Here is a 26,744-nt window from a genome sequence, read left to right on the forward strand (position 1 = left end):
GCTACCAGGCCAGTCGGAGGCCCACGGAGCCGTACATGCGAGACGCCGCGGCGTCCTTGCCGGCGAACGAGTTGTACGTGTTCACCGTGCCGCCCGACACCTGGCCCACTTCGCCCACGAGCTTGAGGATCGGGAGGTCGATGGACAGATCGGCGAACATGTTGGTGCGCGTGAGGTCCTGGGAGAGCTGGACCTGCGGCGATGACACGCCCATGACCGTGGCCTGCATGGTGGCCGACTGGCTGTACTTGTCCTGTCCGAAGCCGGCGGCGAGGCCGAACACCAGGAAATGCTTGCCCGCCACCACCCGCCAGGCCGTCGTCCCGATGTTCATATCGGACGCCGACAGCGTGTTGGCCCCGGAAGTGCCGGTCAGCGAGACCGTGGGCAGATCACGTTTGAGGTAGGTCACGGACACGCCGGGCATGACGATCGACTCCTGCACGATGCCGAGCCGGACGCCATAGCCGAACTTGTAGGAGCCGTTCGGCGTGGCCACGGAGAAGTTGTTCTGGCTGACGTCGGGGATGTAAGCGGCGTTCACCAGCAGGTCCACGCCCCCCACGTTGGTGAGCCCGAGCGGGATGCCCTTGAACAGCCCCAGCGCGGCGTCTACCACCGGCATCGGCAGCGGCTGGTTGTCCTTGGTGGGCAGCACGCTCTGCCGTGCCCCGGTGATGCTCTGCGTGAACTGATCCACCTGCGGCAACGTGCCGGCCACGACGTTGGCCCGCACCCCGATCGAGAAGTGGCCCAGCCCGCCCAGCGTTCCACCCTGGCCCAACGTCGCGTTGCCGCCGGTGATGGCGGCCCCGAGTTGCGGCGCCATGTACTGGAAGAGATCCACCGCCTGCTGACAGCCGTCCTGGCTGATCTGTTGCGTGCTCAGGGGCGCGCCCGACGGACAGGACGGGGACTGCGCCCCCGCCGTACCGGCCATGCCCACCCCGATCGCCACACCCGCCACTGCTACCCATGCACCCTTCATACCGCCTCCGTATGCTGAATGTCCACACGGCCCGTGCCGCGCACCACGCGACCCAGCGGCCAGCCGTCGATGTCCGCCGCTGCCGCGCTCGCGATGACCGCGCCGGCGTCCGCGGGCGCGGCGATCACCACCATACCGACGCCCATGTTGAACGCACGGAACATCTCGTCGGTGGCCACGGCCCCGCCGCGCTGGAGCTGCGCGAACAGATTGGGCACTTTCCACGACCGGGCGTCCACCTCGGCGTCGAGCGTAGGCGGCAGGGCGCGATTCAAATTGCCGGGGAGCCCGCCCCCCGTGATGTGAGCCATGGCACGGACCCGCCCGAGCACCGGACGCAGCGCCGCGAGGTACGACCGGTGGATGCGCAGCAGCACGTCGGCCACCGAGCCGTCCTCGCCGGGAAAACGGTCGTGGACCGCGAGTTGCATGCGCGTGGCGACGATGCGCCGGGCCAGCGAATAGCCGTTGGTATGGAGCCCGTTGCTGGCCAGGCCGATCAGCACGTCGCCTTCCCGCACGCGGTCGGCGCCGAGGATGGCGTCCTCCTCCACGTAGCCGACGATGAATCCGGCCAGGTCGTAGTCGGGGGGCGTGTACAGCCCGGGCATCTCGGCGGTCTCGCCGCCCACGAGCGCGCACCCGTTCTCGCGGCACCCCGCGGCCACGCCCGCCACCACGCCTTCGACGACACTCGGGACGAGGGCGCCGAAGGCCACGTAGTCGAGGAAGAACAGCGGCGTCGCGCCCTGCACGAGGATGTCGTTCACGCAGTGGTTGACGAGATCGTGCCCCACCGTGTCGTGGCGCGCGGCATCGACGGCCACCTTGATCTTGGTGCCCACGCCGTCGGCGCTCGAGACGAGCACCGGATGCCTGGCGTCGGCCGGCATGCGGAACATGCCGCCGAACCCACCGAATCCGCCGCGCGTGCCCGCCGTGAACGTGGACTCCACGAGCCGCTTGATGCGGTGCTTGGCGTCCTCGGCGGCGTCGATGTCGACGCCGGCGGCGCGGTAATCGAGCGGCCCGCCGCTCACGCCGTGAACTCCGATTCGAAGGCCACCAGGCGATGAAATTCGCGCACCCGCCGCGTGACGTCGGCGTGCCGGATCTCGAGCAGGCGGTCGACCGAGAACTTCTCCACGGCGAACGAGCCCATGGCGCTGCCGTAGATCACGGCGCGGCGCAGGCTCTCCTCGGAGATGTCGCCGGTGTGGGCGAGGTAGCCCATGAAACCGCCGGCGAACGAATCGCCGGCGCCGGTGGGATCGAACACCTCCTCGAGGGGATACGCCGGCGCGAAGAACACCGACGTCGGCGTGAACATGAACGCGCCGTGCTCGCCCTTCTTGATGATCACCAGCTTGGGACCGCGATCCATGATCCAGCGCGCCGCCTTCACGAGATTGAACTGCTCGGTGAGCTGGCGCGCCTCGCCGTCGTTGAGGGTGATCGCGTCCACGCGCTCGAGCAGGGCGAGCAGCTCGGGCCGCCGGCTCTCGATCCAGAAGTTCATCGTGTCGCAGGCCACGAGCTTGGGCGCGCTCACCTGATCGAGCACGTCGAGCTGGAGGCGGGGGTCGATGTTGCCGAGGAACACGAACGGCGCGTTCCGGAACTGCTCGGGAATCCGGGGATGGAAATTGGAGAACACCCCGAGATGCGTCTCGAGCGTCTCGGCCACGTTGAGATCGTGGCGGTAGCGGCCGCGCCAGCGGAACGAGGCGCCGTCCGCCTGCTCCACGCCGGCAAAGTCCACGCCGCGCGCGATGAGCGGCTCGAGCTTGGCCATCGGGTAGTCGTTCCCGACCACGCCCACCACCTGCACGGGCGCGAGGTGGCTGGCCGAGGCGGCGAAGAAGTTGGCCGATCCGCCGATCACGTTGTCCGCCTTGCCGAACGGCGTTTCGACGGAGTCGAGGGCGACCGATCCGACCACCAGCACTGCGTGCGTCACATGCGCTCCGGGGCGGTGATGCCGAGAAGGGTGAGTCCGTTGTGGAGGACGATCTGCGAGGCGCGGGCGAGCGCGAGCCGGGCCTTCATGATCGGTTCGGGCTCGTTGAGCACGTGCGCCGTGTGATACCACAGGTGCACCTTGCCGGCGGTGTCGTGCAGGTACATGGCCAGCCGGTGCGGCTCGAGCGCCTGGGCGGCGCCGGCGACGAGGGCCGGGTAATCGAGCAGCGCCTTGATCAGCTCCAGCTCCTCGGGCCGCGTGAGCTGCGCGTAGTCCACGTCGTCGCCGGTGACGGAGGCGACCGCGATCTCGCCCACGCGAAAGATGCCGCTCAGCCGCGCGTGCGCCATCTGGATGTAGTACACCGGATTCTCTTCGGACTGCGACCGCGCGAGGTCGACGTCGAACTGCAGTTGCGAGTCGCCCTTGCGCATGAGGAAGAAGTAGCGCACCGCGTCGCGGCCCACCTCGTCGATGAGATCGCGCACCGTGACGTAGCTGCCGGCGCGCTTGGAGATCTTCACCTCCTCGCCGCCCTTCATGACGGTGACCATCTGGTGCAGCACGTACTCCGGGTAGCCCTCGGGAATGCCGAGCGCCAGCGCCTGCAGGCCGATGCGCACCCGCGTGACCGTGCTGTGGTGGTCGGAACCCTGCACGTTGATGGCGCGCTTGAAGCCGCGCTCCCACTTGGTGACGTGGTACGCCACGTCGGGCACGAAGTACGTGGGCTCGCCGCCCTTCTCGGCGCTGCGGCGCATGACGCGATCCTTGTCGTCGCCGAAGTCGGTGGTCTTGAGCCAGAGCGCGCCGTCCTTCTCGTACGTGTGGCCGGCGGCGACGAGGCGGCGGATGGTCTCCTCCACCTTACCCTCGCTGTACAGCGAGGATTCCAGAAAGTAGACGTCGAACTTGACGCCGAAGGCCTGGAGGTCGCGGTCCTGCTCCTTGCGCAACTCCTGCACGGCGAACCGGCGCACGGCGTCGAGATCGGCGCCGTCGGGATCGGCCGGGGTCGTGTCGGCGTACCGCTGCGCGATCTCGCGAATGTACTCGCCATGGTAGCCGCCTTCGGGGATCGCCGCCTCACGGCCGCGCAACTGCGCGATGCGCGCCTGCACGCTCACCGCCAGATTCATGATCTGGGCGCCGGCGTCGTTGTAGTAGAACTCGCGCGTCACGGCCCACCCGGTGCACTCGAGCAGCGCCGAGATGGCGTCGCCGAGGGCGGCCTGCCGACCGTGCCCCACGTGCAACGGGCCCGTGGGATTGGCCGAGACGAACTCGACGTTCACCACCGCGCCCTGCCCCGCGTCGGTGCACCCGTAACCGGCGCCCGCGCGCAGGAGGGCGAGGAGGCCCTGGGCCAGCGTACCGGTGGCCACGCGGAAGTTGATGAAGCCGGGCCCGGCGATCTCGGCGGCGCTGAGACCGGCGCGCGCGAGATCCATGGTGTCGATGATCTGCTGGGCAAAGTCCCGCGGCTTCTTGCCGAGCCCCTTGGCCAGCACCATCGCGAGGTTGGTGGCCCAGTCACCGAACGCGGGATCGCGGGGCCGCTCGAGGACGGGGGAGACGTCGTCGGGCGCACCGAGCGCTCGTGCCGCGCGCGAGAGTTCGGCGCGCAGCAGGTCGTCGCCGCTCATCAGGAGCCGCTCTTGGCGTCGCCTTTAGCGCCGCTGCTCGAGCCGGATGACGGCGCGGCCGGCGCGGGCGCCGACGAGTCCTTGCCCTTGGACTCCCCGCCCTTGGACGCTCCGCTCTTCGACTCACCGCCCTTGGACTCGCTGCCCCTGGACTCGCCGCCCTTGGACTCGTTGCTCTTGGACTCGCCGCTCTTGGACTCGCCGCCCTTGGCGCCCTCCGCCGACGCCGTCTTCTCGCTCGGCGACCCGCCCTCGCTGCTCCTGGGCGGCGGCTCGTTGCCGCGTCGAGTGTGCGCGTTCTTACCGTAATCCGTGAGGTAGAAGCCGGAGCCTTTGAACACCAGGCCGGCCCCGCCCGAAATAAGGCGCACCGCGGTGGCGCCGCATTCCGGGCATGGAAGTTCGGCCTGGGATGCGCTCATCATCCGGTAGAACTTGTCGAACTCGTGCCCGTTGGGGCAGCGGAACGCGTAAGTTGGCATGACTCGGGAACTTAGACGTGCAACGGGAGCCTGTCTAAGCTAGCGGGCTGGCGCCGCGGCATCAAGCCGCGCGCCGCTGCCGCCGGCCCAACGGCATGGCGCCGGCCGAGGGACCCGTCAGGCCGGCCGGTATTCTCCCCACTGCACGCGGAGCACGTCCGAGATCTCGCCCACCGATGCGCGCGCGCGCACGGCGTCGATGATGTGCGGCATCAGGGGCGGGCGGGCGCCCCCCGGCGTGGCGTAGCTGGACGCGGCGGCGCCGAGCGCGGCGAGGGCACGCTGGACGGCCGCGCCGTCGCGCTTGCGCTTGGCGGCTACCAGGCGCGCCACCTGGCCGCGCTCCAGCTCGGAATAATCCGGCGTCGGGATCACCGGCGGGGCCTCGCCGTCGGAGAACCGGTTGACGCCGACCACGGTCGTGTCGCCGCGTTCCACGCTGAGCTGATAGTCGTACGCACTGCGGGCGATCTCTTCCTGGAAGAACGACGCCTCTATGGCGCGGGCGGCGCCGCCGAGCGCGTCGACGCGCGCCATGAGTTCAGTGGCGGCGCGTTCGAGTTCGTTGGTGAGGCGCTCCACGTGATAGCTGCCGGCCAGCGGATCGGCGGTGAGGGCGGCGCCCGATTCGTAGCCGATGATCTGCTGCGTGCGCAGGGCGAGGGTGGCGGCCTGCTCGGTGGGGAGCGCGATCGCCTCGTCGTACCCGTTGGTGTGCAGCGACTGCGTGCCGCCGAGCACGGCCGAGAGGGCCTGGATGGCCACGCGGACCACGTTGTTCAACGGCTGCTGGGCCTGGAGGGTGACGCCGCCCGTCTGCGTGTGGAAACGCAGCCGGCAGCTCTTGTCGTCGGCGTGGAACCGCTCGCGCATGAGGCGGGCGTACAGCCGGCGGGCGGCGCGGAACTTGGCCACTTCCTCGAACAGATCGTTGTGCGCGGCGAAGAAGTACGACAGCCGCGGCGCGAACGCGTTCACGTCGAGGCCGGCCGCGACGGCGCGGTTCACGTACTCCACGGCGTTGGCGAACGTGAACGCCAGCTCCTGCACCGCGGTGGCGCCGGCCTCCCGCATGTGGTAGCCGGAGATGGAGATGGGATTCCAGCTCGGGACGTCGGCGGCGCAGAACCGGAACACGTCGGCGATGAGCGCGAGCGAAGGTTCGGGCGGGAAGATGTAGGTGCCGCGGGCGATGTATTCCTTGAGGATGTCGTTCTGGATGGTGCCGCTCAGCCGGTCGCGCGCGATGCCCCGCTCCTCGCCGACGACGATGTACATGGCGAGCAGCGTCGACGCGGTGGCGTTGATGGTCATCGACGTCGACACGCGGTCGAGCGGGATCTCGGCGAACAGCGCGTGCATGTCGTCCACGGTGTCGATGGCGACGCCGACGCGGCCCACCTCGCCGAGGGCGCGCGGCGAATCGGAATCGATGCCCATCTGCGTGGGGAGGTCGAACGCCACGGAGAGCCCGGTCTGGCCGGCGTCGAGCAGCATCCGGAACCGCGTGTTGGTCTCGCTCGCCGTGCCGAAGCCGGCGTACTGGCGCATGGTCCACAGGCGGCCGCGATACATGTCGGGCTGGATGCCGCGGGTGAACGGAAACGCGCCCGGGTCGCCGAGGTCGCGCGCGTAGTCGCACGCGACGTCGGCGGGGCGGACGACCGGAGGGACGGGGAGGCCGCTGGGGGTGGAGTCGGGAGAGGAAGGCATCGGGAATGAGAACTGGGGGACCACGCGGGGCCGGGACACGCGCAACAGGATCACGCCAGGCCCAATCTACGCGGTTCCGCGGTCACGCCTCCACCGAGATCTCTCCCCCGACCATCCGCTCCGCCAACTCGACGTCGGCGCGGCTCCCGATATAGAGCGGCGTCCGCTGGTGCAGTTCGGTGGGCTGCACATCGAGCACGCGCTGCGTGCCGTCGCTGGCCATGCCGCCCGCCTGCTCGACGATGAACGCCAGCGGATTGGCCTCGTACAACAGCCGCAGCTTGCCGGCCGGGGATTTGCTGTTGCGCGGATAGGCGAAGATGCCGCCACCCAGGAGGTTGCGGTGGAAGTCGGCGACCAGCGATCCGACGTACCGGATGTTGAGCGGCGTGCGATCGCCCTCGAGGCCGCGATAGCGCCGCATGAGCGCGCGCACCTGGTCGTTCCAGAGCCGCTGGTACGAATCGTTCACCGACAGATAGCGGCCGTTCTCGGGGATCCGGATGTTGGGGTGCGACAGCAGGAACTCGCCGATCGAAGGGTCGAGGGTGAACCCGTGGGCGCCCGACCCGGTGGTGTACACGAGCATGGTGCTCGAGCCGTAGATCACGTATCCCGCGGCCACCTGGCGCCGTCCGGGCTGGAGCAGGTCCTCCAGGACGCCATCGCGGCCGCGCGTGATCTTGGGGACCACGGAGAAGATCGTGCCCACCGGCACGTTGACGTCGATGTTCGAGGAGCCGTCGAGCGGATCGAACAGCAGCGCGTACTTGCCGGTGCGGAATTCGTTGGGGATCGGGATGATCCCCTCTTCCTCCTCCGACGCCATGGCGCACAGCCGGCCCGTATGGTCCATGGCCTTGATGATCGTCTCGTTGGCAAAGATGTCGAGCTTCTGCTGGATCTCGCCCTGCACGTTCTCCATGTGCGCGGAGCCGAGGATGTCCACGAGGCCGGCGCTGCGCACCTTGTTGGTGATCATCTTGGCGGCGAGCGCCAGATCGTACAGGATGTTGGACAGATCCCCGCTGGCGTCGGGGTGCTGCCGCTCCTGCTCGATGATGAACCGCTCGATCGTGACGACCGACGTCGGGGTGTGATTGACCACGAGTTCGTCCTCGAAAGGGGGGGAGGATTCGTCCCGGAAAGTGTGCGCGTGGTCATGGGAGGGGCAAGCCCGCCCCCTCCGCCGGCCGGCGCGCGACGCGTCAGGCGTGCGCGGGCGGCCGCACGTGGTCGAAGATCAGTTCGGTCTCGATGTGGCCCACTTCGGGACGCGAGAGGAAGCGATCCAGCGCCAGATCGCGCAGGTGCTGCGCGTCGCGGGCCACGACGTGAACGAGGAAATCGATCTCGCCGCTCACGTGGTACACGTCCACCACCTCGGGAATCGTCACGACGTAGGCCCGGAACTGCTCGAAGTTCTCGCGCGAGTGCTGCGGAATGCGCACGGCGATCATGGCCTCGATCCCGTAGCCGAGGACGGCGGGATTGACGTCGGCGTGGAAGCCGAGCACGGCGCCGGTCTGGACCAGGCGCCGGAGGCGCTCGTGGCAGCTGGACGGGGCGAGGCCGACGCGCGCGGCGAGCTCTTTATTGGAGAGCCGCGCATTGTTCGTCAGGGCGGCGAGAATCTCGCGATCCGTTTGGTCTAAAGGGCGGTTTTCCATGAATTTACCGAAAACTGTTCGTTAGCTGTGGCACGTACACGAAGAGTATTCTACATGCATGCCATCCACGGAAGCAAATTCCATGACCGCCAAGAGCATCGACACCGCCGGCGTCCACGCCGGACGCGAAGAATTCCGCCAACTCGGGGTGCACGCCGCCCCTCTCGACCTCTCCACCACCTACCCGATCGGCGAACTCTCCGAGGCCATCAGCGACCTCGATGCGATGATCGCCGGCCACCGGCCGGAGCACAACGCGATCTACGCGCGGCTGGCCAACCCCACCGTGGACCGCTTCGAGCACGCCCTGGCCGAACTCGAGGGCGCCGACGACGCCGTGGCCTTCGGCTCGGGCATGGCGGCGATCGCCGCCGCGCTCCTCGTGGCCCGACAGCGCGGCTCGCACGTGGTGGCCGTGCGCCCGCTCTACGGCGGCACGGACCATCTGCTCGAGTCTCGCCTGCTGTCGCTGGACGTCACCTGGGCCACGCCCGACGGCGTGGCCCGCGCGATCCGTCCCGAGACCTCGCTGGTGGTGATCGAGACGCCGGGCAACCCCACGCTCGTCCTGGTGGACATCGCCGACGTGGTGCGACAGGCGGGACGCGTGCCCGTGCTCGTGGACTCCACGTTCGCCACGCCGGTGCTGCAGCAGCCGTTGGCGCTGGGCGCGACGCTCTCGCTGCACAGCGGCACGAAGTACCTGGGCGGGCACGGCGACGTGATGGCGGGAGTGGTCGCCACCAACGACGACTGGGCGGGCGCCCTCCGGCAGGTACGCATTCTCACGGGCGGCGTGCTGCACCCGATGGGCGCGTACATGCTGCACCGGGGGCTGCAGACGCTGGGGGTGCGCGTGCGCGCGGCGCAGGCCGGGGCGATCGAGATCGCGCAGCGGCTCACGGACAGTCCGGCCGTGGAGCGCGTGTACTTCCCGGGGTTGCCGGGCGCGGATCCCACGGGATTGATCGGCCGGCAGATGCGCGGCCCCGGCGCGATGATCAGCTTCGAAGTGGCCGGGGGATTCGACGCCGCGGCCGCGGTGCTCCGCGCCGTGCGGATGATCACGCCGGCCGTGAGCCTCGGCTCCACCGACTCGCTCATCCAGCACCCCGCCGGACTCACGCACCGCGTGATCGGCGAGGCGGCGCGCGAAGACGAAGGCCTGAGCCCTGGCATGCTGCGTCTGAGCGTTGGCCTGGAGGCGCCGGCAGACATCTGGGCCGACCTGGAGCGCGCCCTGGCCGCGGCGCAGGCGGTGCACGCCGAGCCCGCCTACGCGATGGCGTAGGCCCCTCAGCGCGGCATCGACGGCGTCACGGGCCATGCGTCGCCGCCGGCCTCGACGCGCAGCGAATGCCCGTCGGTGCCGATGACCACGGTGGACAGCCGGTCGGTGCGCAGCACCAGCGCGCCGGCCGCCGCCAGACGGCGCATCACGTCGGCGCTGGGATGGCCGTAGCTGTTGCCGGCGCCCACCGACACGAGCGCGATGCGGGGCGACACGGCCGCCAGGAAATCCGGGGTCGAGCTGGTGGAGCTGCCATGGTGCCCCACCTTGAGCACATCCGCCTGGAGGAGGTTGCGCGCGTGCGCCAGCAGCCACGCTTCCTCGCCGCGCTCGGCATCGCCCACGAGCAGCATCCGGATCCGCCCCACCCGCACCAGCGCGATGGCGCTGGCGGCGTTGGCGTCGTGCGATCCGGCGACCCACGCCGAGTCGGGTCCGAGAAAGGTGATCGTCACCTCGTCCACGACCAGCGAATCGCCCGGGTGCACCCGACGCCAGGCCACGCCGCCGCGGCGGGCCTCGAACAGCGACGCGCGGTAGGCGACGCCGGCGTCGGTGTAGGCCGCGTCGTAGTACCGGGACGGGCGCAGCGCGCGGATCACACTCGCCGCGCCGCCCACGTGATCGTCGTGCGGGTGCGACAGGATGAACGCGGCGAGCGTTCCGCCGCGATGCGCGATGTAGGGGACGACAGTCGCGCGGCCGGCATCGCCCCCGCGCCAGATGCGGCCCGCATCCATCAGCACCCAGTGCCCGCGGGTGGTGCGCAGGGCGATCGCGTCGCCCTGCCCCACGTCGATCAGGTGCAGTTCGGTGCGCGCGCTCGCCGCGGGCATCAGGGGCGACCAGGCGACGAGCGCGAGCGATGCCAGGGCCACGCCCGCCGCGCGGGCGGGAAACCGGCTGACGCAGGCCACGAGCAGCGCCACGGCGAACAGCGCGCCGCACGCGGCGGCCTGTGCGGTGGGGGCCACGGCGATCGACCCGCCTGGCACGGCGGCGCCGGCCGCCGCCACGGCGTCGAACGCCCAGAGCAGCGGATGGGCCGCGTCGGCCAGCCACCGCGCGAGCGGTCCGGCCGGCGACAGCACGAGCGCCAGGAACATCATCGGCTGCGCCAGCGCGATCACCGGCCCCGCGAACACGTTGGTGAGTGGGCCGATCAGGCTGAGCCGGCCGAAGTACCACGCCACGAGCGGCGCCGTGACCACGGTGGCCATGAGCGACGCCGCCACGGTGCCGGCCACGGTGCGCCGCACGCCGGCTAGATCGCGCATCCACGTCACGCGTTGCGCGAGCGCCGACGCGGCGACGAGGGCCGCGACGCCGGCCACGCTGAGCTGGTAGCCCACGTCCCGCGCCACGCGGGGATCGACCAGCGGCATCGCGGCGCCGATGGCGAGGATGGCCCACGGCGACGTGGGCCGCTGCCACAAGCGCGCGCAGACCACGGCGGCGAGCATGACGGCGGCCCGGAGCGCCGGGGCCGGCGCGCCCAGCATGGCCACGTAGGCGGCGATCACGACGAGCGTGGCGACGCTGGCCCGGCGCCGGGAGAGCCGGAGCAGTTGGAACACGAGGTCGGTGGCGACGGCGATGAGCGCCACGTGCAGCCCCGAGATGGAGAGCATGTGCGTGAGCCCGGCCGCCGCGTAGCGGTCGCGCATCTCCACCGGGATACCGCGCTGGTCGGCCACGAGCAGGGCGCGCGCCAGCGGCGCGTCGGCGCCGAAGACGGCGTCCACGCGCCGCCCCGCGCGGTCGCGCCACCGCGTGAGCGCCGAGCCCGGCCGCACAACGCGAATGGTGGCGCGCATCACGAGCAGTCCGCGGGCGGATCGCGTGACGTCGCCGCTGGCGAGCACGATGAATCCGGCGCGCGAGGAGCCACGGGCCACCGCCAGCGAGACGTCGGCGCGGCATCCGACGGCGTGGGCCCGCGAGAACGAGCCCGGATCGGCGGCGTCGTCCAGTTCCACGCGGATGGCCGTGCGCCCGCCCAGCGCGGCGAGACAGCGGGCGTCGTCGCGCGCCGTGGCGTACGCCACCATCGCCCCGGCGGCAACGAGGAGCGCGGCGGCGGCGATGGTGGCGCGGCGCGCGATCGCGGCCAGGGCGGCCACCGCCATCGACAGCCAGGCCGCGACCGCCGACGCGCCGGCGAATCCGAGCAGCAGCCCGGCCGCGTACGAAGCAACTCCAACGGCGAAGATCGGCATGGCGCGGGCGGGCTGGACGCCTCGCCGCGCGGCGATCGGCGCCTAGGCGGTGGGGCTCGGGGGTGTGGGACGACCTGCTTCGTGGCGCGGCGCGGCGGCCACACGACGCATGGCATCGAGCACGCGCACCGACAGATCGGCTCTGCCCTGGTCGCTACGCAGTTCGAGATTGGCCAGCGCCCAGCCCCGCGCGGTGTTGGTGTAGCGGGGACGAAGTTGGTTGAGCACGTACGTCACCACGTCATCCGTGCATTGCTGACAGGCGCAGAACGCCGTACTCGTGGGCAGCAGTTGGGCGTGCGCCTCGCGCACGACCTCTTCCACGATGTTCTTCATCCGGCCATCGGGAGCGCGCGCCGATCGGCGACGGCGGTGCCGGTGAACGTGAAGCCGGTGGTGCCGGTGAGCTCCACCGTGAGATAGCGGCCGAGCATCGAGGCATCGCCCGGCACGAGGACGGTCTTGAAGTCGCGGGTGCGGGCCTGCAACAGGTCGCCGCCGCGGCGCGCTTCGCGCTCGACCATCACCTCCACGCGCTGGCCGAGCAACGCCAGATTACGCGACCGCGACGCGCCGCGCACCGCCTCGACCAGCCGCTCCAGCCGCTCGCCGGCCACGGCATCGGGCACGGTGTCGGCGGCGGGCAGGCGCGTGGCGGCCGTGCCCTCGCGCGGCGAGAACTTGAAGGTGAAGGCGTCGGCGAATCCAACGGCGCGGACGGCGCTCAGCGTCTCCTCGAAGTCGGCCTCGGTCTCTCCGGGAAATCCCACGATGACGTCGGTGGTGAGGCTCAGCCCGGGGATCGCGGCGCGCAGGCGGTCCACGCATTCGAGGTATTCCTCGCGCGTGTAGCGGCGCAGCATCCGCTTGAGAATCCGCGTGCTCCCCGACTGCATGGGCAGGTGCACGTGCTCGCACACGGCAGGCACCTCGGCCATGGCCGCGATCACGCGATCGCTGAAGTCGTTGGGGTGCGGGCTGGTGAACCGCAGGCGCCGGATGCCGGGCACGGCGCCCACGGCGCGCAGGAGGTCGGCGAAGTCATGGGCGCCGTCGTGATACGAGTTCACCGTCTGGCCGAGCAGCACGGCCTCGCTCATGCCGTCGGCGATGACGTCGCGCGTCTCGCGCACGACGTCCGCCAACTGGCGGCTGCGCTCGGCGCCGCGCGTGGTGGGCACGATGCAGTACGTACAGCGATAGTCGCAGCCGCGCTGCACGGGGATCCATGCCTTGACCTTGTCGAACCGCCGCGGCGTGAAGTCCTCGTAGTGCTCCTCGAGGTCGAAGTCGGTGGCCGTGGTGCGCTCGCCGCGCCGCGCGCCGTCCACCAGCATCGGGAGCGCGCGATAGCCGTCGGGACCGATCACGAAACTCACATGCCGCGCCTGGTCGAGCAGCCGCGCGCCCAACCGCTGGGCCATGCACCCCGTGACCCCGAGCACCGACCCCGGCTTCATGTCGCGCTTGAGCTCGCCCACGCGGCCCACCACGCGCTGCTCGGCGTGCTCCCGGATGGCGCAGGTGTTGACGAGGATCACGTCGGCGCTCCGCGCGTCCGACGCTTCGTCGTAGCCGTGCGCCGCGAGCGACCCGAGCATCAGCTCGGAGTCGCTCACGTTCATCTGACACCCGTAGGTCTCGATGTAGACGGTGGGACGTGCGGCCGTGGTCATCTGGCGCGGGGATCGGGATTGGCGTGAGCGGAGAAAGATAGCCGCCTCAGGCGGCCACCAGCGAACCGTCCGTCGCGGTGCGTAATCGAGCGACGAACCGGTGGCCCCGGGGCAACGCCGGATCGTCCAGCCGCACGGTCAGATAGTCCTCGGTGAGCCCGCTGCGGTGCCCGGCGGCCCCGAGGACCACGACGTCGGCCGTGGTGCCGGCGCGCGAGGCGGCGTAGGCAGCCTGCTTGCGGTGGGCCAGGGCCCGCATCTCGGCGGCGCGCGCGCGGGCCACGGTGTCGGCCACCCGGCCCGGCAGCCGCTCGGCCGCGGTCCCGGGACGCAGCGAGAACGGGAACACGTGGAGGTAGGTGAAGGGCAGCCGTTCGCAGAGGGCCACCGTGGCGGAGTGGTCGCGATCGGTCTCGCCGGGAAACCCGGTGATCACGTCGGCGCCGAGCCCGAACACGGCGCGGTGGGCCACCACCCGCTCGACGGCCTCGGCGTATCGCTCGGGCGTGTACCAGTGGCGGCCCATGCGGCGCAGCATCGCCGCCGAGCCCGACTGCAGCGGCGCGTGCAGAAAGGGCACGACGCGGCCGCCGGCGCGCAGCAGTCGGCAGAGCGGCGCGTCGACTTCGGTGGCCTCGACCGACGAGAGGCGAAAGCGAACGTCCGGCACCTCGCGCAGCAGGCGATCGAGCAGCGCCGAGAGCGACGAGCCGAGGTCCACGCCGTACGTCCCGATGTGCACGCCGGTAAGGACGATCTCCGGGTGGTGGCCGGCCAGCGCCGCCGCTTCGCGCACCAGGTCGGCGGCCGGCCGGCTGCGGTTGGCGCCGCGGGCGAGCGTGGTGGCGCAGAAGGTGCAGTGCTCGTCGCAGCCGTCCTGGATGCGCAGCAGGGCGCGCGTGGACTGCTGCGGCCCGCCGATGGCGGCGGCGCGATCGGGCGCGATGCCGAGGGCGTCGGCCACGCGGGCCACGTCGCCGCCGGGCACGACGTGCGACACCGACGGCAGGGCGAGGAGCGCGGGCTCGCGGTCGGCGAGTCCGGCCACGCACCCCATGACCACGCTGCGGATGGCGGGCGCGCGCCGCGCGGCGCGGCGGACGGCCTGCCGGAGATCGGCTTCGGCGTCGGCCGTGACGGCGCACGAATTGAACACCGCGACGTCGGCGTCCTCGGGCGCGTCCACGAGCTGGTGGCCGGCGCCGGCGACGACGGCGCGGACCGCCTCGCTATCCGCATGGTTGGCGCGGCAGCCGAACGTGCGGAGATACACCTTCACGCGCGCGTCGTTCTGGCCGCGGCCGGCGTCTCGGGCGGCGGGGGCGGATGCAGCGGCAGCGTGAAGTGGAACGCGCTCCCCTGGCCGGCCCCGGCGCTCTGCACCCAGATGCGGCCGCCGTGCGCGCCGACGACCAACTTGCAGAAAGCGAGCCCCAGCCCCGAGCCGCGCAGCTGGGGCGCGTTGGGCGTGTGCACCTGTTCGAACTTGCGGAAGATGATGTCCTGGTACTCCGGGGGAATGCCGGCCCCGTTGTCGGCCACGGTGAACAGGATGCCGTCGCCCTCGCGGCGCGCGCTGAGCTGGATGGCCACGGCGTGGGCGGAGTGCGTGAGCGCGTTCTGGACGAGATTGCCGAGCACGCGGCGCAGCAGGGGCTTGTCGGCCTCGAACACGGGCGCGTCGTCGGTGACGTCGACGGTGGCCGTGGCGCCGTCCTGCTGGAAGCGCGAACTCCACTCGTGGACGATCTCGTTGAGCATCGCGGCGGGGGCGATCGGCTCCAGCTTGAGCACGATGTTCGTCTCCTCGATGCGGCGGATCTCGAGCAGGTCCTCGATGAGCGACAGCAGATCCTCGGCGCGACCCTCGGTTTCGAGGAGGGCGCGCCGCTGATTGGGCGTGAGGGGGCCGAAGTCCTCGTCGAGCAGCATCTCGAGCGTGGCGAGCACGGCGGCGAGCGGCGACTTGAGATCGTGGACGATCATCTTCATGAGGTCGTCGCGCAGCTTCTCGAGTTCGCGCATCTTGCGCGAACTCTCTTCGAGGGCGTCCATCGCGCCCTTGAGCCGGAGCAGACTGCGCACGCGCGCGCCGAGGACGAGGCGGTTGTGCGGCTTGGTGAGGAAGTCGTCGCCCCCCGCCTCGATGCCCTTGAGGCGGTCGGTGGTGTCGTTGAGCGCGGTGACGAAGATGACGGGCACGCGGGCGGTGCGCGGATCGCGCTTGATGCGGCGGCAGACCTCGAAGCCGGTGTCGCGCTCGTCGCAGTCCAACGCGCCGGGCGGCATCGCGACGTCGAGGATGCAGAGGTCGGGGTGGTGCTCGAACGCGGCGGTGAGGGCCGACGGGCCATCGGTGGCGGCGATGGCGCGGAATCCCAGCACGTGGAGCTGGTCGAACAGCAGCTCCACGTTGGCCTCGACGTCGTCGGCGACGAGGATCAGCGGGGCGTCAGCGGGACGGGTGCTTGTCTCCACGGCCGCGGCTCAGGGGCGTACGGTGAGCCCCATGCTCAACGTCCACGCCGATTCGGTGACGCCGATGCCGGCACTGCGCGACGCGCGCACCAAGCCTGCATCGAACAGCACCCGGCCCTGGGCGAGGGTGAGCCCCACGCCGCCGGCCAGGGATCCTTCGTGCACCTGATGGCCCGCCGCCGGGAACGGCAGGTTGCGCCACCGCGAGCCGACGCGGAACGCGAGCGGGATATCGCCCAGTCGCGGTCCGGTGAATTCGGCGCCGACCGACGAATCCCACGAGTTCATCGCCGCCCCATTGGCCGCGTCCAGCGATCCCAGCGCGGCCCACTTGTCGTACGCCGTCCGGAACGCGAGCGTGGTGCCGGAAAAGCCGCTGAACACGACGCCGACGCCGAAGTGGTCGGGCACGTGCGCCGTGGCGAGCGTGGTGTCGCCGATCTTCTGCTCCAGCGGTCCGCCGCGGCGGTACGAGATCGCGATGCCGCCCAGCGACGGCTCGACGAATTCCACGCCGGCCGACAGCGCATTGCCGGCGTACGTGGTGGCGATGGGCGTGCTGGTGTTGCCATACCGCACCGTATCTTCGAAGAAGCGGCTGGTGGTCACCACATCGCGCCCGTTGACGGCGTGCAGGGCCACGCCCAGGCGCAGCCACGACCTCGGGACATAGGCGAACGTCAGGGCGAGGTCGTTCAACGATCCGTCGCTCTTGGTGGTGGAGTTGAATCGCACGGTGTCGCCGGCGATCAGCTGCTGCTGCGGCGAGGTGGTCTGCCAGCTGCGATCGAGCAGCGTGGACGACGACGCGCCCACCATGAAGTGTTCCCCGAACGGCATGGCGGCGACGAACACCGGGAACCGCTGCGTGCTGGACGACTGCGAGGAGCCGTTGGCCGTGACGCTGCGGAATTCGGGCTCCATCTGCATGGACAGCGCCGGAGCGCCGAATTCGATGATCGCCGCCGGGTTCACCGGCGAGGTGGGGTCCATCTCGCCGATTGCGCCGCCGGTGCCCAGCGAGCGGGCGCTGAACTGTCCGGGCGGGTAGCCCAACCCCTGCACGCTGAGATTGCCCTGCGCCGCAGCGAGCGCCGGCACGAGGCACGCGGCGGCGACGAGCAGCAGGCCGCGAACGCACGGGATCCGGGTTGTCATGGCGACCCTCCGACCGACCGATTCGGAGCATAGGTGAGGCGAATGCGGGGGCGCAACGCCAGCGGTCCCTTGGACGAGTAGAACCAGTATTCGGCCCCGCTCTCCCCTTCGAGGGCCGTCCGGAGCGCGAGGGCCCGCGGATCGGTGGCCGTGAGCCCAGTGTGCCAGGCCCGCACGAGCTGCACCATCTCAAACTGGCGGAGTCCGCTGTCGGCCGGCGCGAACCGCTCGAGCGTATCGAGTCCGATCGCGCCCGCCGCGGCGAGCAGCCGCAACGCGCGGCCCAGATCGGTGATCGCCGACGACGCGAGCAGCGCCTGCGGCCACACCGTGGTGCTGTCGCGGGCATCGGGCGAGAGGGGGTTGGGCACCTGCATGAGCAGCAGCGTGGCCCGCACCACGGTGGACGAATCGACGATCGACGACGGCAAGTTGAACCGCAGATACACGCGGTGTCCCGGCAGGCCGCCCACGGTGAGGAGCGGCGCCGTGGTGTTGGGCGTGCCCTTGAGCACGATCAGGTAATCCTGCAGATCGTTGATGAGCGGACTCCCCACCGGCGTCCGGGTCATCGGCGACAGCGAGAGGAAGGTCACCCCCGTGGTGTCGCCGTGGGGCGCCGGTTTGAACATCAGTTGTGGCGGCACGAAATTGACCGACGTGCCGATGCGGATCTGCGCGCGATCGGTGCCGGTGACCTGGATGCCGATGCGCAGGGGCCGGCCATGCGAGAGCTTGTAGTACACGGAATCGTTGGACAGCGGCACCTTCAAGCTGTCGACCAGCGACTCGGGCGCGAAGGTCTTGGAACCCAGCAGGCGGTCGGGCGAGAACAGGGGCGCGAGCACGGCAACGGCGGTGTCGGTGGCCGAGCTGTCGGTGCCGCCCGTATCGACGTCGTACAGACTGATCGTCACCGGCGCGCCGGGCTTGGTCTCGGAGGTGTCCACCCGCAGCATGAGCGACGCGCTGTCCACGCCGACGATCGCCGAATCCGTCGGCGAGTTGGTGGGCACGTAGAAGGTGGGCAGCGAGTCGTAGCGGATGATGGCGCGGGTATCGAGCGTGTCGCCCCGCGTCCCGATGAGCAGGAACGGCTCCTGCCCGATGGCCGGGAAGCCGGAGACGGACGAGTCGATCATCACCGCATCCACCACCGTATCGCGCAGCGAATCCGCCAACCCCGGACAGAGCGAGGGGCAGGCGGCGTTCGATTCGAGATTATCGCTGCAGGCGCCGATACCGGCGGCGACCACTGCCGCGACCGCAAATACAACCCATCGGCTACGGGGCAAGTGCACTACGACCGTCCACGGGTGACTAGTGACGACTGTGATCCAGAGAGTGGGGCGTGAAGGCGTGGGGCAGCAATTCGTTCAACGTCCAACGCGCCTCGCGCCCGCCCCGCGTGACGCTGAGCACCACCAGTTCCGGCGCGAATTCCACGAGCGCCTGGCGGCAGACGCCGCACGGCGGCGTCGGCTCCTCGGCCTCGGTCGCGATCGCCACGGCAAGGAACTCGCGCCGCCCCTCGGCCACCGCCGCGCCCAGCGCCACGCGCTCGGCGCACACGCCGGCGGGATAGGCGGCGTTCTCCACGTTGCAGCCCGCGGTGATCGTGCCGTCCAATGCCAGAAGTGCCGCGCCCACGCGGAATTGCGAGTACGGCGCGTAGGCCCGCTCCATGGCCTCGGCCGCGCGGTTGCGCAACTCGGCCAGCGTGCGCGCCACGAGGGCACTCGACGCGTCACCGGTGGCCGCGCGAACCGTCATGCGGCGACCAACTCGGCCAGGAACGACGTGCCGCGCCCCCGGTACGTGAGGCCGAACCATTCGGACACCGTGGCGCCCAGGTCCGCGAACGTGCTGCGCCGCCCCAGGTCCCGCGGCTGGACGCGGCCGCCGAGCACCAGCAACGGCACGCACTCGCGCGCGTGGTCGGTGGATGCCGTGGTCGGGTCGTTGCCGTGGTCAGCCGTGATGAACAGGAGATCGTCCTCGTGGAGCGCGGACAGGAGGCCGGGAAGCGCCGCGTCGAATTCCCGCAGCGCACCATAAAACCCCGGAATGTCGTTCCGGTGCCCGAATTGTTGGTCGAAATCTAGTAGGTTGGCGAACAGGAACCCACCGGCGTCGCCTCCGATCCAGTCGGCGATGGCCACCAGCCCACCGGCATTGTTGGCGAAGTGGCGCGAGGTGATCCCACGCCCCGCGAACAGGTCGTCCACCTTGCCCACCCCGTGGCGCGGAATCCCGGCCGTCTGGAGCGCGTCGAGCAGCGTTTCCCCGGGCGGCTGGATGGAGAAATCGCGGCGATTGGCCGTGCGGCGGTAGGCGCCCGGCACCCCTTCGAACGGACGCGCGATGACGCGCGACACGTCGTGCGGCGGCTGCAGCATGCGGCGCGCGATCCGGCACCCCTCGTACAGCTCGGCGAGCGGAATCACCGCCTCGTGGGCGGCGATCTGGAAGACCGAATCGGCCGAGGTGTAGAGAATCCATTGGCCCGTGCGCTGATGCTCCGGCCCGAAGCGGTCGATGACGACGGTTCCGCTGCTGACCATGTTGCCGATCACGCCCCGTCCGGTGAGCCGCGCGAATTCGTCCACCACATCAGCCGGGAATCCACGGGGATAGGTGGGAAAGGGCCGCGCCAGGTGGAGGCCGGCGATCTCCCAATGTCCCGTGGTGCTGTCCTTGCCGGCCGAGTTGGGCTCCATGAGCCCCCACGCCGCCGTGGCGTGGCGCTCGGGCGCGACGCCGGCCAGCGGCGCGATGTTGCCCAGGCCGGCGCGCTGCAGGTTGGGAAGATCGAATCCGCCGGGAATGGCCCGCGACAGGTTGCCCAGCGTGTCGCTGCCCACGTCGCCGTAGGCGGCGGCGTCGGGGGCCGCGCCCATGCCGACCCCGTCGAGCACGACGATGGCGGCGCGTTTGGTCATGGCTGGTCTCCGTAGATGCGCGGCAGGCGCGAATGCAGTTCGGTGAGCAGTTCGTACGGCGACAGGTGTCCGAACCGCGCGATGTCCTGCACGGTGAGCAGATCGTCGCCGTCGCGGCCGATGAGCGTGACGACGTCGCCCACCGCGCAGGGCACGTCGGTCACGTCGACCATGGTCATGTCCATGGTCACGGCGCCGGCCACGGGCACGCGGCGCCCATGGACCAGGGCCCATCCGCGATTTCCCAGGGCGCGACGATAGCCGTCGGCGTAGCCGAGGGGCAGCGTGGCGATGCGGCGCGGCCAGTCTTCGGGGTGCGAACCGGGCGGCGGATAGGTGGCGCCATAGCTCACGGTGTCGCCGTCGCGGATGGCGCGCAGCTCGACGATGCGCGCCCGCACGGCCACGACGGGCTGGGGATCGAGCCCGGCCGCGGTGCCCACGCCATACAGGAAGATGCCGGGCCGCACGAGGTCCCATCGCGACGGGCCCGCGGCGTGTTCGATGGCCGCCGACGACTCGGCGTGCAGCAGTTGCGGGCGCACGGCGAGCGTGGACAGCGCGTCGGTGAATCGCTGCGTCTGCGCCGCCACCGATGCCCGGTCCTTGAGCACGGAGTGGAAGTGCGTGAACGCGCCCTCGGGCGGATACCGGGCCAGGAGTTCGCGGACCTCGCCGATCTCGCGCCAGGGCACGCCGGCGCGATTCATCCCGGTGTCGATGGACAGGTGCCAGGGCGCGCCGCTCGGGCCCCAGGCGGCGATGGCATCGCGGTCGCCGAGGGCGGGCCGGAGGCCGGCGGCGCGCGCGGCGTCGAAGGTCTCGGGCAGGATGGGCGTGACCACGAGGATGGGGCGCGTGATGCCGGCGGCGCGGAGTTCCTCGCCCTCTTCGATGGTGCCGACGCCGTAGCCCCAGGGGTCCACCGCTTCGAGCGCGCGCGCCACGCCCACCGCGCCCAGACCATAGGCGTCGGCTTTGATCATCGGCAGCAGCGGCACGCGCGCCGCGGCGGCGACCCGGGCTGCATTGCGCGTCAGCGCTCCGAGGTCGATCTCGACCCAGGCGCGCGTCATGTCCCGTATCATTGAGCTATCATTTGCAGGGCGGGTAGTATATCGGACGCACGGAGGCGAGGCAAGTGAAACAGCCACTTGAAGATACGCTTGCATTGATGAGAGATCTGCGCAAGCGCTGCGAATGGGACGCGGCGCAGACGCACGAATCGCTGCGCCCCTATCTGATCGAGGAGGCGCACGAGGTGGACGACGCGATCCGCCTGGGGGACGATGGGCAGCTGAAGGAGGAGTTGGGCGACCTGCTGTTCCAGGTGCTGTTCCACTCCGTGGTGGCCGAGGAGCGGGGCGCGTTCACCATCGACGACGTGGCGGGGACGTTCATCGCGAAGATGAAGGCGCGGCATCCGCATCTGTACGGCGACGGGGTGCGGGAGCCGTGGGAAGCGCAGAAGGCAAAGAAGCGGGAGCGCATCGCCGACGGCTTGCCGTCGGGGCTGCCCAGCCTGCACCGCGCGTTCCGGCTGCAGGAGCGCGCCGCGGGGGTGGGGTTCGACTGGCCCGACGTGGCGGGCCCGCTGGAGAAGGTGGAGGAGGAACTGGGCGAGGTGCGGGCCGAGCTGGCGGCGATGCCCGAGCGGCCGGAGCACGGGCCGCTATATGATAACGCTCATGGACTACTGGAAGCCGAGATGGGCGATCTGCTGTTCGCGGTGGTGAACGTGTGCCGCAAGGCGGGGGTGCATCCGGCGCTGGCGCTGGACAGGGCCAACGCGAAGTTCACGCGACGATTCGAGAAGATCGAGGAGAAGGCGAAGGCGCGGGGGGTGGACGTGCGGACCGCCGGCCTGGAGACGTTGGATGGGTTATGGGATGAAGCGAAGGCGGAAGGGCTGTAGAGGGGACGGTAGGGCGGTAGGACGGTAGAGGGGTAGGACCGACCTCTCCCGTCTCCCGCCGTCACGGCCGCAGCCGGTACATCATCCTCGGAAAGGCGATCACTTCCCGGATGTGCTGCAGCCCGCAGATCCACGCCACCGTCCGCTCGAGCCCGAGCCCGAACCCGGCGTGCGTGAAGGTCCCGTACTTGCGCAGTTCCAGATACCACCCGTACGCGTCCATCGGCAGCCCTTCGTCGGTGATCCGCTGCACCAGACGATCGTAGTCGTCCTCGCGCTGCGACCCGCCGATGATCTCCCCGTACCCCTCGGGCGCCAGACAGTCGTCGCACAACACGGTGCGCGGATCGTCCGGGTTCTCCTTCATATAGAAGGCCTTGGCCTCCTTGGGATAGTTGATCACGAACACGGGCGTCGCGTAGTCCTCCACCAGCAGCGCCTCGTCCTCGGCGCCCAGATCGTCGCCCCACTTCACGGTGCTGCCCTTCTTCTGCAGCGTGGCCACGGCGTCGGTGTAGTTGATGCGCGGAAAGGGCGCCTTCACGGCTTCCAGCTTGCTCACGTCGCGCTCCAGCTCCTTCAACTCCGCCTGCCGCCGCTCCAGCACCCGCTGCACCAGGTACGACACGAAGTCCTCCTGCAACTTCATGTTGTCCTCCGAATCGTTCCACGCCACCTCGGGCTCGATCATCCAGAACTCGGTCAGGTGCCGCCGCGTCTTGGACTTCTCGGCGCGGAAGGTGGGGCCGAACGTATATATCTTTCCATATGCCGCGGCCGCCGCCTCGCCGTACAGCTGGCCGGTCTGCGCCAGATACGCCGTGCCCTCCTCGAAGTACTCGGTGGAAAACAGCCCGCTGCGCTCGCCGATGGCCGCCGTGAGGATGGGCGTGTCCACGCGCAGGAACCCGCGCGCGTAGAAGAAGTCGTGGATGGCCTGCTCGAGCTCGTTGCGCACGCTGGCGATGGCCCGCTGGCGCGGACTGCGCAGCCAGAGATGCCGGTTGTCGAGCAGGAAGTCGATCCCGTGCTCCTTGGGCTGGATGGGATAGTCGGTGGGACTGGTGCCGATGATCTCCAGACCGGTCACGCCCAGCTCGTAGCCGCCCGGCGAGCGCGGCTCGGCGCGCACCTCGCCGGTCACGGCCACCGAGGTCTCCAGCGTCAGCTCGGCAAACCGCTCCCATACCTCGGGGGCCACCTGGCTCTTCACGAACACCGCCTGCGCCGTTCCGGTGCCATCCCGGATCACGGCGAACGCGATCTTGCCCGAGGAACGAACGTGGGTCACCCAACCGCGGACGGTGACGGATTGGCCAACATGGCCGGCGAGTTCAGCGATGCGTGGGGTCATGGGGGAGAACGCTATCGCGCCCCCGAAAAGAAATGAACCCCCGCGGCGCGGGTCCGCCCACTGGTCCCGCCAATGGAAATGCGCGAGCTTGCAGGCAGTGTGGACCCCCACGCCGGAGACTCCGTGAAGAAGCATCGCACCCAGATCCCCGATTTCTCGCGCAAACAGCCGTCGCACCCTGAAGCCGACACGCTGAAGGCGCCGCCGTCGGCGCCCGTGCACCGGCCCGCTCCGATCGTCAAGCCCAAGACGACGTCGGCCAAGTCCGGGCGACGCGGCCAGTAGCCGCCGACACCCGTGACCCACGCCGACCCGCTGGCGGGCGCGATCTCGGCGTCTACCGGATCTCGCCCACGCGACAACGAACTCGATCTGTTCGGCCTCACGCATCCGGGGCACGTGCGGACCGAGAATCAGGATCACTTCCTGCTGGGCACCATCCACGCGCAGGTCGTGATCCACGCCACGAGCTTGCCGTCGCCCGAGCGACTGCCCGTGCACGGCGAGCGGCTGGCGACGATCATGCTCGTGGCCGACGGGGTGGGCGGCGGGAGCGAGGGGGGCGAGGCCAGCCAGCTCGCCGTGGAATCGATCACCCGGTACGTGTCGTCCACCATGCGGTGCTGCCACCAGGCGGGCACCACCGCCGACGAGGAGTTCCTGGGGTCGCTGCGCGCGGCGGCGCTCGAAGCCCACGCGGCCGTGCTCGCCCAGGCGGCGGCGCGGGATCTGCCGCGGGTCATGGCCACCACGCTCACGCTCGTGATCGCGGTGTGGCCGTGGGCGTACGTGGTCCAGGTGGGCGACAGTCGCTGCTACTTCTACGCCAACGGCGAGCTGCGGCAGGTCACCCGCGACCAGACCGTGGCCCAGGACCTGGTGGACATGGGCGTCCTGCCGCCCGAGCGGGCGGCGGCATCGCCATACAGCCACGTGCTCGCCCGCGCCATCGGCGCCGAGGAGGCCACGCCCGAAGTGGCGCACCTCAACATCCGGCAGCGCGGCAGCGTCCTGCTGCTCTGCAGCGACGGACTCACCAAGCACGTTTCGGATGACGAGATCGCGGAGCACCTGCGCACGATGACGTCTTCGGAGCAGGTCTGCCGGGCCCTCGTGGAACTCGCGCTCGCGCGCGGGGGCACCGACAACATCACGGTGCTCACGGGGCGGGCCACCGGCAACTGAACCGCCGTCCGTGCACGGCGGACGGGCCGGATGCACGACGGCGCCGGAAGCGAATGCCCCCGGCGCCGTCGTGCATCCAGCGTTCGCGACGACTAATGGCCGCCGCCGGTGCGGTGCGCGGTGCGGCCGCCCGAACTGCCGGACGACGATCCCGCGCTTCCCGCCGAGCCGGACGACGAGCCACCGCCGCCCGAAGGCGCCCACGAACCGCGGGCTCCCGAGGAACCCGTGCTCTGCCCCTGCCCCTGCACGTAGCCGCGGCCCTTCACCACGCGGCCGTGCGCGCCCTGGTTGGGATTCACGACCACGACCACGGGCTGCGCCCCCGGATACCAGCCACCGTATCCGTAGCCACCGTAGCCATAGCCGCCGTATCCGTAGCCGTACCCGAAGTTCGAATAGGGGGAGTAGTAGCCGTACGGGGAGTAATAGCCGTAGGGGTTACCCCACATCGAGTAGGCATACGGGGAGTAGGCGCAGTTGTTGTAGTAGTCCCAGCCGAACGCCGAATACGGACACGCCGCGCGTGTCGAGTCGCCGGCGGTGCTGCCCACCACGCCGTTCAAGCGGCCCGGAGCCACGGCGTCGCCGTACGCGCCGGGCTGCCCCTGTCCCGCCGGCCGGATGGCGAACTTGTTGGGATACGACATCGCCACCAGCACGTCGAGCACGCGGCCGGGCACGCCAGCGTTGGCGAGCTGCACGAGCTGGTCGCCGTCCACGGCGGGGACATCTCCGCGATTGGCCAGCCAGGCTTCCACCACCGGCGCATCCAGGTGGTGCGATGCTTCGGCGATGTCGTCCAGGTTCAGCGGCGACGCGGCGGAGATGCGCGCCGCGCTCATGGCGAGTGAGCGATTGCCCAGCGCCGCCGTGATCTCCGGCGGCAGGTTGGCGGGGTTGCTGGCCTCGCGATAGACATTCACGCGCACGCCGGAATTCTTGCCCGAGGTGAGACCCTGCACGTCGAGCCACTCGCCGTTGGCCGACATGGCGATGAGCGAGGTCGTCTCGCGCCGCACGCCGTTCCCGCACGAGTAGTCGGAGTGCAGGTACACGCGCTCGGCGTCGCCGGACCAGGAAGCGCTCTCCCATCCCGTGCACCCTTCACGCGCGGTGACGATGCGCTGCCCGGTGGCGTCGACGCGTTCGCGCGCCGTGATCTTGCCGTTGGTCACGGTCATGATGTCCACGGCCGAGGTGCCCGACGCGGGCACCACGCACATGAGCGGCGTGCCGGCGCCGGAGGGCGCGGCGGCGGGTTGCCAGCAGCCCATCCAGGCGTCCCAGCGGGCGTCGGCGCGCCCGGTCTGCGCGGCGGCCGGCGAAGCCGAAAGGCTCAGCGCGGCGGCGGCCACGAGCGCGCTCGTCGACACGGCGCGCAAGGCAAGCATCGTTGGATTCTTCATATGCCGATCCCCTCAGTACCTGAAGGTGAGGCCGCCGGTGAGCGAAACGCCGGACAGGTCAAGTCGATTGAAACCCGCAAAGTCATTGCTCAACGCACCCTTCGCCCAAGCATAACGTGCCTCTACGGTGAGAGCCATACTCGGCGAGATGGAGAAATCCGCCCCGGTGAAGACGTCCGCCATGGGGGTCCACCCCGACGAGCTAAACGTGTCATTGAAGACGTTGGTGGTGGTCGTGTCGATGAAGTCCCCCGACTGGCGGAACTTGTACCACATGGACCCGACACCGGCGCCGACGTACGGCGCGACCCGCGCCGGCACCCAGGCGAAGCGTCCGAGCGAACGACCGGGTGGCTGCAGGTACGCCTTGAGGTTCACGGTGAGGGGAACGCGCGTGAACTCCGTGCCCTGCTGGATGGGCAGATTGTTGTTGTCGAGCCAGCCGCGATACTGCGATTGGGCCACGGACCGCGAATAGCCGAGGCCGAGCACGGCGTCCACCCGCGGACTCAGGCTGAAGCCGAAGTCGGTCTGCACCGTGGGGCTGCTGAAGTCGCTGCGCTTGAGCGTGAGGTCGTTGGTGACGAACGAGAACAGATCGCTCTGCGCCATGGCGGCGTCGTAGCCCACGCGCAGGCCGAACGTGGCGTGAGGA

At 70.3% G+C, this 26,744-nt stretch carries 25 protein-coding genes; 4 read left to right on the forward strand and 21 right to left on the reverse strand.

Going from position 1 to position 26,744, the window contains the following annotated elements:
* Window position 1: 1 nt before the first annotated feature.
* From VNE60_07785 to VNE60_07820, 8 genes are all read right to left on the reverse strand, one after another.
* The gene (locus VNE60_07785; GenBank protein ID HVB31402.1) at window positions 2–988 is read right to left on the reverse strand and encodes a hypothetical protein; all 987 of its coding nucleotides are present in this window, start codon (window positions 986–988) and stop codon (window positions 2–4) included.
* Window positions 985–2,028, reverse strand: coding sequence for a phosphoribosylformylglycinamidine cyclo-ligase (gene purM / locus VNE60_07790; protein HVB31403.1), 1,044 nt, complete (start codon window positions 2,026–2,028; stop codon window positions 985–987). The genes VNE60_07785 and purM overlap by 4 nt, the downstream gene beginning before the upstream one ends.
* The gene (locus tag VNE60_07795; protein HVB31404.1) at window positions 2,025–2,948 is read right to left on the reverse strand and encodes a PfkB family carbohydrate kinase; all 924 of its coding nucleotides are present in this window, start codon (window positions 2,946–2,948) and stop codon (window positions 2,025–2,027) included. Before VNE60_07795 ends, purM begins: the two co-directional genes overlap by 4 nt.
* On the reverse strand, window positions 2,945–4,597 hold the full coding sequence (argS, locus tag VNE60_07800) for an arginine--tRNA ligase (protein ID HVB31405.1): 1,653 nt from the start codon (window positions 4,595–4,597) through the stop codon (window positions 2,945–2,947). Before argS ends, VNE60_07795 begins: the two co-directional genes overlap by 4 nt.
* Window positions 4,597–5,079 (reverse strand): zinc ribbon domain-containing protein, encoded by a 483-nt coding sequence (locus VNE60_07805; protein ID HVB31406.1) that lies wholly within the window; start codon window positions 5,077–5,079, stop codon window positions 4,597–4,599. The genes argS and VNE60_07805 overlap by 1 nt, the downstream gene beginning before the upstream one ends.
* Window positions 5,080–5,196: 117 nt before the next feature.
* The gene (locus tag VNE60_07810) at window positions 5,197–6,792 is read right to left on the reverse strand and encodes a methylmalonyl-CoA mutase family protein (protein HVB31407.1); all 1,596 of its coding nucleotides are present in this window, start codon (window positions 6,790–6,792) and stop codon (window positions 5,197–5,199) included.
* Between the two features lie 82 nt (window positions 6,793–6,874).
* Window positions 6,875–7,900: a class 1 fructose-bisphosphatase gene (fbp, locus tag VNE60_07815; GenBank protein ID HVB31408.1), complete on the reverse strand. Its 1,026-nt coding sequence runs from the start codon at window positions 7,898–7,900 to the stop codon at window positions 6,875–6,877.
* A gap of 100 nt (window positions 7,901–8,000) precedes the next feature.
* Window positions 8,001–8,462 (reverse strand): Lrp/AsnC family transcriptional regulator, encoded by a 462-nt coding sequence (locus VNE60_07820; protein ID HVB31409.1) that lies wholly within the window; start codon window positions 8,460–8,462, stop codon window positions 8,001–8,003.
* Window positions 8,463–8,544: 82 nt separating this feature from the next.
* On the opposite strand from VNE60_07820, the gene VNE60_07825 reads away from it, so the two are divergent.
* Window positions 8,545–9,753 carry a PLP-dependent aspartate aminotransferase family protein gene (locus tag VNE60_07825; protein ID HVB31410.1) on the forward strand — a complete coding sequence of 403 codons (1,209 nt, stop codon included), beginning with the start codon at window positions 8,545–8,547 and terminating at the stop codon, window positions 9,751–9,753.
* Window positions 9,754–9,758: 5 nt separating this feature from the next.
* Here VNE60_07825 and VNE60_07830 read toward each other — a convergent pair whose 3' ends face one another.
* The 10 genes from VNE60_07830 to alr form a co-directional block, all read right to left on the reverse strand.
* Window positions 9,759–11,972: a DNA internalization-related competence protein ComEC/Rec2 gene (locus VNE60_07830; protein HVB31411.1), complete on the reverse strand. Its 2,214-nt coding sequence runs from the start codon at window positions 11,970–11,972 to the stop codon at window positions 9,759–9,761.
* Between the two features lie 42 nt (window positions 11,973–12,014).
* A complete protein-coding gene (locus VNE60_07835) occupies window positions 12,015–12,308 on the reverse strand; it encodes a late competence development ComFB family protein (protein HVB31412.1) in 294 nt (97 codons plus the stop codon).
* Window positions 12,305–13,648, reverse strand: a complete 1,344-nt coding sequence (gene miaB, locus VNE60_07840) for a tRNA (N6-isopentenyl adenosine(37)-C2)-methylthiotransferase MiaB (GenBank protein HVB31413.1) — start codon at window positions 13,646–13,648, stop codon at window positions 12,305–12,307. Before miaB ends, VNE60_07835 begins: the two co-directional genes overlap by 4 nt.
* Before the next feature lie 46 nt (window positions 13,649–13,694).
* The gene (locus VNE60_07845) at window positions 13,695–14,927 is read right to left on the reverse strand and encodes a MiaB/RimO family radical SAM methylthiotransferase (protein ID HVB31414.1); all 1,233 of its coding nucleotides are present in this window, start codon (window positions 14,925–14,927) and stop codon (window positions 13,695–13,697) included.
* Entirely contained in the window at window positions 14,924–16,126 is a 1,203-nt protein-coding gene (locus tag VNE60_07850; protein ID HVB31415.1) for an ATP-binding protein, read from the reverse strand. The genes VNE60_07845 and VNE60_07850 overlap by 4 nt, the downstream gene beginning before the upstream one ends.
* A 9-nt stretch (window positions 16,127–16,135) precedes the next feature.
* Window positions 16,136–17,284 (reverse strand): hypothetical protein, encoded by a 1,149-nt coding sequence (locus tag VNE60_07855; GenBank protein ID HVB31416.1) that lies wholly within the window; start codon window positions 17,282–17,284, stop codon window positions 16,136–16,138.
* Window positions 17,281–18,540: a hypothetical protein gene (locus VNE60_07860; protein ID HVB31417.1), complete on the reverse strand. Its 1,260-nt coding sequence runs from the start codon at window positions 18,538–18,540 to the stop codon at window positions 17,281–17,283. The genes VNE60_07855 and VNE60_07860 overlap by 4 nt, the downstream gene beginning before the upstream one ends.
* Before the next feature lie 64 nt (window positions 18,541–18,604).
* Window positions 18,605–19,057 (reverse strand): cytidine deaminase, encoded by a 453-nt coding sequence (locus VNE60_07865; GenBank protein HVB31418.1) that lies wholly within the window; start codon window positions 19,055–19,057, stop codon window positions 18,605–18,607.
* Window positions 19,054–20,226 carry a phosphopentomutase gene (locus VNE60_07870; protein ID HVB31419.1) on the reverse strand — a complete coding sequence of 391 codons (1,173 nt, stop codon included), beginning with the start codon at window positions 20,224–20,226 and terminating at the stop codon, window positions 19,054–19,056. Before VNE60_07870 ends, VNE60_07865 begins: the two co-directional genes overlap by 4 nt.
* Window positions 20,223–21,302, reverse strand: coding sequence for an alanine racemase (gene alr / locus VNE60_07875; GenBank protein ID HVB31420.1), 1,080 nt, complete (start codon window positions 21,300–21,302; stop codon window positions 20,223–20,225). The genes VNE60_07870 and alr overlap by 4 nt, the downstream gene beginning before the upstream one ends.
* Before the next feature lie 65 nt (window positions 21,303–21,367).
* On the opposite strand from alr, the gene mazG reads away from it, so the two are divergent.
* On the forward strand, window positions 21,368–22,141 hold the full coding sequence (gene mazG, locus VNE60_07880) for a nucleoside triphosphate pyrophosphohydrolase (protein HVB31421.1): 774 nt from the start codon (window positions 21,368–21,370) through the stop codon (window positions 22,139–22,141).
* A gap of 61 nt (window positions 22,142–22,202) precedes the next feature.
* On the opposite strand, the gene asnS is transcribed toward mazG, so the two are convergent.
* A complete protein-coding gene (asnS, locus tag VNE60_07885) occupies window positions 22,203–23,495 on the reverse strand; it encodes an asparagine--tRNA ligase (GenBank protein HVB31422.1) in 1,293 nt (430 codons plus the stop codon).
* Between the two features lie 123 nt (window positions 23,496–23,618).
* On the opposite strand from asnS, the gene VNE60_07890 reads away from it, so the two are divergent.
* Entirely contained in the window at window positions 23,619–23,780 is a 162-nt protein-coding gene (locus tag VNE60_07890; GenBank protein ID HVB31423.1) for a hypothetical protein, read from the forward strand.
* A 12-nt stretch (window positions 23,781–23,792) separates the two neighbouring features.
* The gene (locus VNE60_07895) at window positions 23,793–24,680 is read left to right on the forward strand and encodes a protein phosphatase 2C domain-containing protein (GenBank protein HVB31424.1); all 888 of its coding nucleotides are present in this window, start codon (window positions 23,793–23,795) and stop codon (window positions 24,678–24,680) included.
* A 92-nt stretch (window positions 24,681–24,772) separates the two neighbouring features.
* On the opposite strand, the gene VNE60_07900 is transcribed toward VNE60_07895, so the two are convergent.
* Both VNE60_07900 and VNE60_07905 read right to left on the reverse strand, forming a co-directional pair.
* Window positions 24,773–26,089 (reverse strand): hypothetical protein, encoded by a 1,317-nt coding sequence (locus VNE60_07900; protein HVB31425.1) that lies wholly within the window; start codon window positions 26,087–26,089, stop codon window positions 24,773–24,775.
* Between the two features lie 12 nt (window positions 26,090–26,101).
* On the reverse strand, window positions 26,102–26,744 hold a 643-nt coding region (locus VNE60_07905), incomplete at its 5' end, for a hypothetical protein (GenBank protein HVB31426.1).

This window comes from Gemmatimonadaceae bacterium (genome assembly GCA_035533755.1).
Classification (GTDB): domain Bacteria; phylum Gemmatimonadota; class Gemmatimonadetes; order Gemmatimonadales; family Gemmatimonadaceae; genus JAGWRI01.